Below are 10906 nucleotides of genomic sequence, written 5' to 3' on the forward strand. Positions count from 1 at the left end.
CGGTGACCACCACCCGTGAATGGCGGCTGATCGCCCGTCCCGTCGGCCAACCGCGCCCCGGCGACTTCGAACTGGCGACCACGACCCTGCCCGAACCCGCCGACGGCCAGGTGCTGGTGGCCAACGACTGGCTCTCGGTCGACCCCTACATGCGCGGCCGGATGGACGAGGGCGACTCCTATCTCCCGGCGTTCGAGCTCGGGCTGCCGATGAGCGGCTCGGCGGTCGGCACCGTGGTCGCCTCCCGCAGCGACGGTCTGCCGGTGGGCGCCACGGTGCTGCATCAGGCCGGCTGGCGTGAGCACGCCGTCCTCGACACCGCCGAGGTGCAGCCGGTGGACGTGCGTCGCTCCCCGGCCCCGGCGTATCTGGGCGTCCTCGGCGCGACCGGCCTGACCGCCTATGTCGGGATGACCCGGATCGCCAAGGCCGGTCCCGGCGATGTGGTCTTCGTCTCCGGGGCGGCCGGTGCCGTCGGCTCGGTGGCCGGCCAGATCGCCCGGCACCTCGGCGCCGCCAAGGTGATCGGTGCGGCCGGCGGGCCGGAGAAGACCGCGCTGGTGACATCGGAGTTCGGGTTCGACGCCGCCATCGACTACCGGGCGGGCGATCTCACCGGACAGCTGGCCGCCGCCGCACCCGACGGCATCGACGTCTACTTCGACAACGTCGGCGGTGATCACCTGCAGGCCGCCCTGGACGTGCTCAACGACTTCGGGCGGGTGGCACTGTGCGGGGCGATCTCCGGCTACAACGCCGCCGAGCCGCCGCCGGGACCGAACAACCTGATGCTGGCGGTGGAGAAGCGGATCCTGTTGCACGGCTTCATCGTCGGAGACCATTTCGACCTGATCGGCGAATGGGTGCGCACCGGTGGCCGGTGGCTCGCCGAGGGATCGCTGCGGGTGCGGGAGACCGTCGTCGACGGAATCGACAACGCCCTGGATGCGTTCCTGGGCATGATGCGCGGCACCAACGTCGGAAAGATGGTGGTACGGCTGGACTCGGCCGCCGAAGACGCCGAGAGGACCGCACGTGTCGGTTGATGCCCAGACCCCCACGATCGAGGTCCGCAACCCCGCCGACGGCCACCTGGTCGGCGCCGTGACCGACCACTCCGCCGGCGCGGTCGCCGATACCGTCCAACGGCTGCGCCAACACCAGTCCGCCTGGCAGGAGCTGGGTGTGCGCGGCCGCGCGGAATGGCTCCTGCGCTACCAGGATTGGCTCGTCGACAACGCGGCCCGACTGACCGACGTGGTGCAGTCCGAGACCGGTAAGACCCGCTTCGACGCCGCCATCGAGGCGCCGGCGGCGATCGACCTGCTCAAGTACTGGACCGGCAACGGGGAACGGTTCCTCGCCGATGAGCGACCCACCCCGCACAGCCCGTTCGGTCTGGGCAAACGGCTGGTCACCAGCTACCGGCCCTACCCGGTGGTCGGGATCATCACGCCGTGGAACCTGCCGCTGCTCAACCCGTGCTTCGACGCGTTCGCCGCGCTCCTGGCTGGCGCGACGGTGCTGGTCAAACCCTCCGAGATCACCCCGCTGAGCGCGGTGGAGTTGGCCCGCGGCTGGCAGGAGATCGGGGCACCACCGGTGTTCGCCGTGCTGACCGGAGGCAGACAGACCGGCGCCGCGGTCGCCGCGAGCACCGACTTCGTGCAGTTCACCGGCTCCACCGCCACCGGCCGGGCCATCGCCGCCTCCTGCGCGGAGCGGTTGACCCCCTACAGCCTGGAGTTGGGCGGCAAGGATCCGGCCATCGTGCTGGCCGACGCCGACATCGACCGGGCCGCCGCCGGCATCGTCTACGGCGGGCTGTTCAACTCCGGTCAGGTCTGCATCTCGGTGGAGCGCATCTACGTCGAAGAGCCGGTCTACGACCGGTTTCTGGCCAGCCTGGTCACTCAGGTCGGCCGGCTGCGCCAAGGCGTGGCCGGGCGCAGCTTCGATTTCGACATCGGCGCGATGGCCACCCGCAGCCAGTACAACATCGTGCAACGGCACCTGCAGGACGCGGTCACCCGCGGCGCGCGGGTGGCGGCCGGCGGCCGCGCCGTCGACGGCGGCCGGTTCTTCGAACCCACCGTGCTGGCCGACGTGAACCACTCGATGGCGTGCATGACCGAGGAGACCTTCGGCCCGTTGCTGCCGGTGATCAAGGTCGCCGACGAGGACGAGGCGGTGCGGCTGGCCAACGACTCCGACTACGGGCTGTCGGCCACCATCTGGACCGGCGACCGCGAGCGCGGGGAACGGCTGGCCCGCCGCCTGGAAGTCGGCGCGGTCAACGTCAACGACGCGTTCGCCAACCTGATGAACTACGCGGTGCCGATGGGCGGCTGGAAGCAGTCCGGCATCGGCACCCGGTTCGGCGGTCCGGCCGGGATCCGCAAATACTGCCGACCCCAGGCGATCGTCGTACCCCGCGGACCCCAACTGGGTCGCGAACCGCTGTGGTACCCGGCGTCCAAGCACCGATCGACGATGATCACCGTGCTGATGCGGCTGATCGACGCCCGCGGCCGGCGCCGGCTGCCCTTCGGGCGCGGCGGCTGAGCGCTACTTCAGCAGCGCGACGACCTTGTCCTCGAGGGTGGGCGGCTCGGCGTCCGGGTCGAACTCCTCGGTCTTGGGCAACGGCTCGTCGGGGTCGGCGAACGCCCGGTAGGTCTTGTCTCCGGCCAGCGTGGCCAGCAGGTAGCCGGTGAGCAGGCCCCGCACCGCGCGCTGGGTGGTGCGGTCGCCGCCGGGCAGCCCGACCAGCTTGGTCAGCCGGCGGCCCTCCGCCAGCCCGCCGGCCTGGGCTTTGCTGACCGTGCGCAGGGTGGCCGACGGCCAGGCCCGGGCCAGTTCCACGGCGTTGGATCGCAGCGAGGTGCCGGCGTCGGGGGCGGCCAGCACCAGCCCCGGCATCGACAGCGTCGCGGCCGGCTCCTGAGCCGGTGGCGCGGTCACCGCGGGGAACAGCGCCGCCACGGCCTTCGGTTTCGCCGACATCCCGGCGGCGGCGAAGACCGCGGCCGACCCGCCGAAACCGTGCCCGACCACCCCGAGCTTGGCCGGGTGCACGCTGATCTGGCCGGGTCCCAGCCGCACCCCGGCCGCGATGTCCAGGGCGGTGCCCAGGTCGAAGGCGAAGTTGAGCACCGAGGGCGCCACCCCGCGCTCGCTGTTGGGGGCCGCCGCCACGATGCCCCAGGAGGCCAGATGCTCCAGCAGGCGGGCATAGCGGGACACCGGTGTGAGCCAGTCGTGGCCGAAGGTGACGGCCGGCAGGCTCAGTCCGGACTCCGGGGTGTACACGGTCCCGGGCAGACCGGCAAAGGCCAGGTCACCGCGGAGAACCCGGTGCGGGCCGCGCCGGGTCAACGCCGCCATCAGCTTGCGCGTGCTATCCACCCGATGACCGTAACCCAGAGCGCGGGCATCGCGGCGGCGATGCGCGCCGTCCGGGCTGCATTACCCTGGGGGGCTATGTGCGGAATCATCGGCTACGTGGGGCGACGCCCGGCTTGTGGCATCGTCGTCGACGCGCTGCGCCGCATGGAGTACCGCGGATACGACTCGGCGGGCATCGCCCTGGCCGACGGTGCGGGCGAGCTGACCGTCGCCCGCCGCGCCGGCCAGCTGGCCAACCTCGAACAGGCGCTGGAAGCCATGGACCCGGTCGCCCTGGCCGGCAGCACCGGCGTCGGCCACACCCGGTGGGCCACCCACGGGCGGCCGACCGACCGCAACGCGCACCCGCACCGGGACGCCTCCGGCAAGTTCGCCGTCGTCCACAACGGCATCATCGAGAACTACGCGGTGCTGCGGGAGGAGTTGGAGAACGCCGGGGTGGAGTTCGCCAGCGACACCGACACCGAGGTCGCGGTGCACCTGGTGGCCCGCGCCTACCGCGAGGGGGAGACCGCCGGCGACTTCGTTGCGTCGGTGCTCGCGGTGGTGCAGCGGCTGGAGGGCCATTTCACGCTGGTCTTCGCCAACGCCGACAACCCGGACACGATCGTCGCGGCGCGGCGCTCCACCCCGCTGGTGCTCGGGGTCGGCGACGGGGAGATGTTCGTGGCCTCCGATGTGGCCGCGTTCATCGAGCACACCCGCGAGGCGGTCGAGCTCGGCCAGGACCGGGTGGTGGTGATCACCGCCGACGGCTACCGCGTCACCGATTTCCACGGCGTTCCCGACGACAACAGCGCCCGGCACTTCCACATCGACTGGGACCTGTCCGCCGCCGAGAAGGGCGGCTACGAGTACTTCATGCTCAAAGAGATCGCCGAGCAGCCCACCGCGGTGGCCGACACCCTGCTCGGCCACTTCGTCGAGGGCCGCATCGTGCTCGACGAGCAGCGGCTCGGCGACCAGGAGCTGCGCGACATCGACAAGGTCTTCGTGGTGGCCTGCGGCACCGCTTACCACTCCGGCCTGCTGGCCAAGTACGCCATCGAGCACTGGACGCGGCTGCCGGTGGAAGTCGAGTTGGCCAGCGAGTTCCGCTACCGCGACCCGGTGCTCGACCGCAGCACCCTGGTGGTGGCGATCAGCCAGTCCGGTGAGACGGCCGACACGCTCGAGGCGGTGCGGCACGCTAAGGACCAGCGGGCCAAGGTGCTGGCGGTCTGCAACACCAACGGCTCCCAGATCCCGCGGGAGTGCGACGCGGTGCTCTACACCCGCGCCGGACCCGAGATCGGGGTCGCCTCGACCAAGACGTTCCTGGCCCAGGTCACCGCCAATTACCTGGTCGGGTTGGCGCTGGCGCAGGCACGCGGCACCAAATACCCCGACGAGGTCGCCCGCGAATACCGCGAACTCGAGGCGATGCCCGCCCTGGTGGAGCGCGTGCTGGCCGGCAACGACTCGGTGGCGGCGTTGGCGCAGCGGTTCGCCACCTCGCCGGCCGTGCTGTTCCTGGGCCGCCATGTCGGTTATCCGGTGGCGCTGGAAGGTGCGCTGAAGCTCAAAGAGCTGGCCTACATGCACGCCGAAGGCTTCGCAGCCGGTGAGCTCAAGCACGGCCCGATCGCGCTGATCGAGGACGACCTGCCGGTGATCGTGGTGATGCCGTCGCCGAAAATGGCGGTGCTGCACGCGAAACTGCTCTCCAACATCCGGGAGATCCAGGCCCGCGGCGCGATCACCATCGTCATCGCCGAGGAGGGCGACGACACGGTGCGGCCGTTCGCCGACCACCTGATCGAGATCCCGGCCGTGTCCACGCTGCTGCAACCGCTGCTGTCGACGATCCCGCTGCAGATCTTCGCCGCCGGTGTGGCCCGGGCCCGCGGCTACGACGTGGACAAGCCGAGGAACCTGGCGAAGAGCGTCACCGTCGAGTAGTGCGGCACGGAGAGTTGCCAATGCCGAAGAGCATCGCGCCGGAATCCGATGGCGAACAAGTTCGGTCGCTCCGGATCTTCGGAACCACCTGGGCTGACCGCGGTTGGCGGTATTGGATCCGGCGCGTCGGGATCACTGTGCTCTGGGCTTGCGTGGCAGCGCTGGAGATCGGTGTCATCCTTGCGTTTTGGTCCGGCCTGGTAGAGGCGGCCAACAACCGCGTTGCGACTTTGGGGATCTCGACGGTGTTGGTCGGGTTGCTGCTGGGTGGATTCCTCTGGGCGATCCGTGGCTGGCGGGAGGTGCGGGACGCTGAACGCGTCGGAGACACTGTCCGACTGCAGGAAATCGTGGACGAGGGCATTAGAAGCCGCCATAAAGCCGTCGTCGGCGGAACTTTGCTCGGTGGCGGTGGACTCCTTGCGATCCCGGCCGCGGTTCTGGCCCTGACGCTCGGGACCTTCGCGGTGATCGGCTGGGTTTTCGTGTTTCTGCTGATGAGTTTCGGCCGTTACTACGATCCCGAAGAGTACTTGGCTGTGACCGAGTTGCAGCGCACCAAGCGCTAACCTTGAGGCTGGGGCGGCAGGTCATCAAAGCGCAGCAGGACCTTTCGAACTGGCTGTGTGGAAGGCAAGCTGTAAGCGCGCGCGGCTACGAGGTGGACAAGCCGAGCAACCTGGCGAAGAGTGTCACCGCCGAATAGTGCGGCACCGAGTCCTCGTGCAGTTCGCCTGGTTCGCCCTGCCGGGAAGGGCGAACCAGGCGAACTATCCTTCACGGCTTGGGGCACTCCTCACCGATCGGAACCTCGGTACCGTCCGGGCAGGTTCTGGTCTCCGGTGGCGGGGGTTGGTCTTTCGGGCATTCTTGGCCGATCGGGACCTCGGTGCCGTCTGGGCAGGTTTTGGTCTCTGGAGGCGGGGGCTGATCTTTAGGGCACTCTTCTTCTGCCGCAACCTCGGTCCCATCCGGGCATTTCTTTGTCTTCGCGGGCTCTTTCTGTTTTGCGGGGCACTGTTGGTCGGCGGCCACGGTGGACCCGTCGGGGCAGGCCTTGGTCTTTTTCGGCGGCGGTTTCACCGGCGGCTGTACCGGCGGGGCTGGGGGTGGTGGCACCGCAGGCGGGTTCTGCTTGCCGGGTGCAGGCGGCGGCGGTGCTGGCGGATTCTGCTTGACCGGTGGGGCTGCCGGCGGGTTCTGCCGGACCGGTGCGGGCGCCGGCGCAGGCTGTTCCGGCGGGGGTGGTGCAAGGTTGGCCGGCGCCGCGGGCTGCGGCACCGGGTTGGTCACCTGAGCCGGAGCAGGAAGACTTTCACTGTTCTTGGTCGCCAGGGTGTAGCCGATGCCGCCGACGAACACCGCTGCGGCGACCGCGACCGCGCCGATCGCCAAACCCGGCATGTGCAGCCAGCCCGACATCGCCGGCCTGGGCCGCCGATAGGTCCCCGCGCGATTCACCCGGGGCCCCCGGTAAGCGACCGGTTCGGCCACCGGCTGCAGTTCCTCCTCCGACCAGGCCAACGCGCCGAACTTCGCCGAGCGGGCGTCTTCGCGGTACATCGCCGACGTGACGTCCTCACGGTGCCCGGCGGTCGCAGCGCGGGCGGTGAAAGCGTCGAAGCCGTGGTAGTCGGCTACGGCCGCCCGCAAGCTCGCGATGGGGTCGCGCCGATCCAACGTCAGGTGGGCGATCGTTTGCTCCGCCACCGCCTGCACCTGCGCCGGGCTGGCGTGCGCCAGCCCGGCTCGGTGCAGGGTCCTGCCCGGGTTTTCGACGAAGGCCTCCGCCCGAGCGCGATCGCGGAAAAGCTCGGCGATGAAATCAACCAGATACGGCATCGGTACACCTATCGCTGCGGTGGTCGTGCCGGCGGGTCAGCCGACGCTGATCTCGTTGGGCCCCACCTTGACCGCCGGGCCATCGGGAGGATCGACGCTGATGCCGTCGGGGCCGACGTCCACGTTGGGGCCGGCGGGTTGATCGACGCTGATCCCATCGGGGCCGACATCGACCTTCGGACCGCCGGGCTGGTCCACGCTGATCCCGTCCGGACCGATGGAGACCTTCGGCGGGCCGGGCGCCTCGGCGGGCGGGGCGGGCGGCGCGGCGGGTGCCGGCGGAACGGCTTCGGGCACCGGGTTATTGGCCGGGGGCGGCACCGCCACGGGTGCGGGTGCAGGTGCGCGCGGCGCCTGCAGCACCGGCGAAGCGGGTTGATACACCGGCACGTCAGCGGGCGGCGGTGCGGCCGGTTGCTGGGCGGCCGGCGGCACCGCGGCGGGCGCGGGAGCGGGGCCCGGCAGTTCGGCCGGTGCCACCACGACCGGTTCGGTGCCCGGCGAGCCGGCGTGGCCGAAGAACACCAGCCCCAGGGTGGCGCCGCCGGTGATCACCGCGGCGGCGACGGCTGCGGCAACGAGGCTCTTCTGGCTGAGCCACCCGCTGAATGCCGGGGCGGCGTCGCCGAAATCGCCGGCCGCCGCTGATTCGCTCGGCGAGTACAGATCGGGTCCGGCAGCAGTGCCGTCGGTGGGGTCGGGGCCCCAGGAGATCGGAGTGGTGTAGTCGGCTGCACTGACCTGGGCGGAGCCGCGAGGCCGCCGGATTGTGGTTCGCATGGTGTTTTCCCCTTCTTTTCCCGGCCGGGCGAAACGGTTCCGCTGGTGACGGCTCGGGTGGGGCGCGGGCACCGGCCCGACGCGATGTCCTCGGGTAGGGCCGGTCCCGCTTTCCCCCCGAGATCAACTCTGCGGCTCCGGGCCGCTCAGAACATCCGCCGATACGCGTAGATCTCCCCGGAGGGGGTCGTAGATGCTGGCTGCGGGCGCAGTCGGATTAAAAGGGCGGTTTTGCGGTTTTCTGGCTCGCGAGTCATCGGCTGGCTACGATGAGCCCATAGGCTGCGCGCCGGGGAGCGCTGCCCACGGACTGGGACGGTCTGGTGTGAGCGAACTGCTGCCGACCGAGATGGTGACGTCGTGGGATTTCGCTGCCCTCGAACCGCCCACCGCCCCCCGAGTCCCCGCGTCGTTGACGAGTTTCGTCGGCCGTGCCCGGGAGCTGGCCGAGTTGGAGCGGCTCGTGCGCCGGCACCGATTAGTGACCCTGACCGGTGCGGGCGGAGTGGGTAAGACGCGGTTGGCTGCCCAGTTGGTGGGTCAGGCGGCCGACAGCACCGACGCGGAGATCTGGTGGGTGGACCTCGCGCCGATCACCAACCCGGATCTGGTGATGATGGCGGTCGCACGCACCCTCGACCTGCGCGACCAGCCTGGGCGCACCACCCTCGACATCCTGGCGCGGTACATCGCGGACCGTCCCATGCTGCTGGTGCTGGACAACTGCGAACATGTGCAAGCCGCCTGCATGACGTTGACCGTGGAACTGTTGGGCGCCTGCCCGCGCCTCCGGGTGCTGGCCACCAGCAGACAACCGCTCGGCGTGGGTGGTGAGCTGACGTGGCGAACGCCCTCCCTGTCGCTGGCCGACGAGGCGATCGAGCTGTTCGCCGAGCGGGCACGGCTGGCCCGGCCCGAGTTCACCGTGACCGACGACAACGCCGCCGCCGTCCGCGAGATCTGCACCCGCCTCGACGGGGTGCCGCTGGCCATCGAGCTCGCTGCGGCACGGGTGCGGGCACTGTCGCTGACCGACATCATCGACGGCCTGCAGGACCGGTTCCGCCTGCTGACCCGACGCGGAAATGCGTTGGTGAACCGGCACCAGACCCTACGCGCCTCCGTGGACTGGTCGTACGCGCTGCTGACCGAGCCTGAGCAGACACTGTTCCGCCGGCTGGCGGTCTTCCGCGGTGGGTTCGACCTCACCGCGGTGCACGCGATAGCCGGTGATCCCGACGCTCCGAGATACCAAGTGCTCGACGAACTTTCCCTGCTGGTGGACAAATCCCTGGTGGTGGCTGACGACACCGGTCATGCGATGCGCTACCGGCTGTTGGAGACCGTGCGCCAGTACGCGCTGGACCGACTCGCGGAGTCGGGCGAAGCCGACGCGGTCCATATCCGGCACCGCGACCACTACACCGCTGCCGCCGTATCGTTCGACGACCCCAGTGGTGTCGATCACCAGCGGTGCACCGTCTGGGCGCTGCGTGAGATCAACAACCTGCGTTCGGCGTTCGCGTGGAGCCGCGGCAACGGCGACACCGAACTGGCCCTGCAATTGGCCTCAGCGCTGCAGCCGATGTGGCTGCACGGCCGGGTCATGGAGGGGTTGGCCTGGTTCGACGCGGTGCTGGCCGGCGACGCGCCGGACGCCGGGGCCGCGTGGGCGCGCGCCGTCGCCGACAAGGTCATCCTTTACGCGTTCACCGGTTCGTTCGGTCAGATAGACCAGGCGATTCCCGCGCTGGAGATCGCCCGAGAACTCGGGGACACCGCCCTGCTCGCCCGGGTCCTCGCGGCCTGTGGCGCGACCTGCGCGTTCCGCACCGAGACGGCGGCCGCCTACCTCTCCGAAGCGAACCGGCTTGCCCGGTCACTCGGCGACGACTGGCGGCTCTGCCAGATATTGGCGTGGCAGTCGCTGTCAGCGCATGTGGCGGGAGATCCCGCCACGACGCGAGTCGCCGGAGCAGAAGGTCGAGCCGTAGCCGACCGGATCGGCGAGGGATTCATCTCCCGCATGTGCGCCTGGTGTATCGCGCTGGCTGCGTGGCTGTGTGCGGACCTGTCCGACGCCGCCGAACAGTTCCGGGCCATCGAATCCGACGCCCGAGCCGCGAACGACCCGCTGTGGTTGGCCTACGGCTTGTTCGGTGTCGGCAAAACGCTGGTGTACCAGGGCGATATCGACGGCGCTCGGGCGGCTTCGGAGACGGCTATCGAGGCGGCCGCTGACGTGACCGGTGTGCAACAGGCGATGAGCCTGGGCGCGCTGGTCGACGCGGAGTTGGCCGCGGGCGATGCCGACGCCGCCGTCAAAACAAGTCGGCTGGCCTGGGAGACCTGTCCCCAACTGGACCTGTTGGGCTCGAACGTCTACGGCATGGCCCAGGCCGCCTTGGCGGCGGGCCATCTCGATGAAGCACGCCGATGGGCCGACGAGGCCGTCGCCGCCGCTTCCGGCGGCCACCGGATGATCTTGCTGGCGGCCCGGATTCGGGTGGCGTTAGCGCAGGGGGAGATGGGTTTGGCGGGTCGGGATGCGGCGGCGGCGTTGGCGATTGCGGGGGAGATCGACGCGTTTTTGATGGTGCCGGATGTGATCGAGTGTGTGGCGGTGTTGAGCGCCGAGTGTGGCCGGGGGGCGGAGGCGGCGCGGTTGTTCGGTGCGGCGCAAGGGATGCGGGAGCGCAGTGGGCAGGTGCGGTTCGGGGTGTATGACGCCGGTTACGCGGCTGCGGTGGGGTCGGTGCGGGACGGGTTGGGCGAGCGGGTGTTCGATGAGGCGTGGGCGGACGGAGACGGGCTGCCGGTTGCAGCGCTCGTGGTTCCGGCTCGGCAAGCTCAGCTACGTCGGATGCCGTCGATCCGGTTGGCAGTAGCTTGCTCACGTCTGGACCGCCCTGTCCGGGTGCGGTGCACCGTCGGG

Annotated in this window: 8 protein-coding genes; 5 read left to right on the forward strand and 3 right to left on the reverse strand. The window is 70.1% G+C overall.

From position 1 onward, the window contains the following. Positions 1–2: 2 nt before the first annotated feature. Together A5643_RS01745 and A5643_RS01750 are read left to right on the forward strand one after the other, a co-directional pair. Entirely contained in the window at positions 3–1046 is a 1044-nt protein-coding gene (locus A5643_RS01745; protein ID WP_066851312.1) for an NADP-dependent oxidoreductase, read from the forward strand. Then, positions 1036–2565 (forward strand): aldehyde dehydrogenase family protein, encoded by a 1530-nt coding sequence (locus A5643_RS01750; RefSeq protein WP_066851317.1) that lies wholly within the window; start codon positions 1036–1038, stop codon positions 2563–2565. The genes A5643_RS01745 and A5643_RS01750 overlap by 11 nt, the downstream gene beginning before the upstream one ends. Positions 2566–2568: 3 nt before the next feature. On the opposite strand, the gene A5643_RS01755 is transcribed toward A5643_RS01750, so the two are convergent. Continuing rightward, on the reverse strand, positions 2569–3408 hold the full coding sequence (locus A5643_RS01755; protein WP_197497615.1) for a dienelactone hydrolase family protein: 840 nt from the start codon (positions 3406–3408) through the stop codon (positions 2569–2571). Positions 3409–3483: 75 nt separating this feature from the next. Here A5643_RS01755 and glmS point away from each other — a divergent pair, with 75 nt between their 5' ends. Both glmS and A5643_RS01765 read left to right on the forward strand, forming a co-directional pair. Further along, the gene (gene glmS / locus A5643_RS01760) at positions 3484–5349 is read left to right on the forward strand and encodes a glutamine--fructose-6-phosphate transaminase (isomerizing) (RefSeq protein ID WP_066851319.1); all 1866 of its coding nucleotides are present in this window, start codon (positions 3484–3486) and stop codon (positions 5347–5349) included. Between the two features lie 20 nt (positions 5350–5369). Then, the gene (locus A5643_RS01765) at positions 5370–5918 is read left to right on the forward strand and encodes a hypothetical protein (protein WP_066851320.1); all 549 of its coding nucleotides are present in this window, start codon (positions 5370–5372) and stop codon (positions 5916–5918) included. Between the two features lie 208 nt (positions 5919–6126). On the opposite strand, the gene A5643_RS17995 is transcribed toward A5643_RS01765, so the two are convergent. Together A5643_RS17995 and A5643_RS01770 are read right to left on the reverse strand one after the other, a co-directional pair. Then, positions 6127–7191 (reverse strand): IniB N-terminal domain-containing protein, encoded by a 1065-nt coding sequence (locus A5643_RS17995; RefSeq protein ID WP_156628445.1) that lies wholly within the window; start codon positions 7189–7191, stop codon positions 6127–6129. Between the two features lie 36 nt (positions 7192–7227). Further along, positions 7228–7971, reverse strand: a complete 744-nt coding sequence (locus tag A5643_RS01770; RefSeq protein ID WP_066851321.1) for a hypothetical protein — start codon at positions 7969–7971, stop codon at positions 7228–7230. 193 nt (positions 7972–8164) lie between these two features. Here A5643_RS01770 and A5643_RS01775 point away from each other — a divergent pair. Next, positions 8165–10906: ATP-binding protein (locus A5643_RS01775; protein WP_156628446.1), on the forward strand; the 2742-nt coding region annotated here is incomplete at its 3' end.

Origin of the sequence: Mycobacterium sp. 1274756.6, from assembly GCF_001668625.1 — a bacterium.
Classification (GTDB): domain Bacteria; phylum Actinomycetota; class Actinomycetes; order Mycobacteriales; family Mycobacteriaceae; genus Mycobacterium.

Excerpts from the sequence above, each read along its gene's own strand:
- glmS (WP_066851319.1), top strand. The coding sequence starts at position 3,484 with ATGTGCGGAATCATCGGCTACGTGGGGCGACGCCCGGCTTGTGGCATC.
- A5643_RS01765 (WP_066851320.1), top strand. The coding sequence starts at position 5,370 with ATGCCGAAGAGCATCGCGCCGGAATCCGATGGCGAACAAGTTCGGTCG.
- A5643_RS17995 (WP_156628445.1), bottom strand. The coding sequence starts at position 7,191 with ATGCCGTATCTGGTTGATTTCATCGCCGAGCTTTTCCGCGATCGCGCT.
- A5643_RS01770 (WP_066851321.1), bottom strand. The coding sequence starts at position 7,971 with ATGCGAACCACAATCCGGCGGCCTCGCGGCTCCGCCCAGGTCAGTGCA.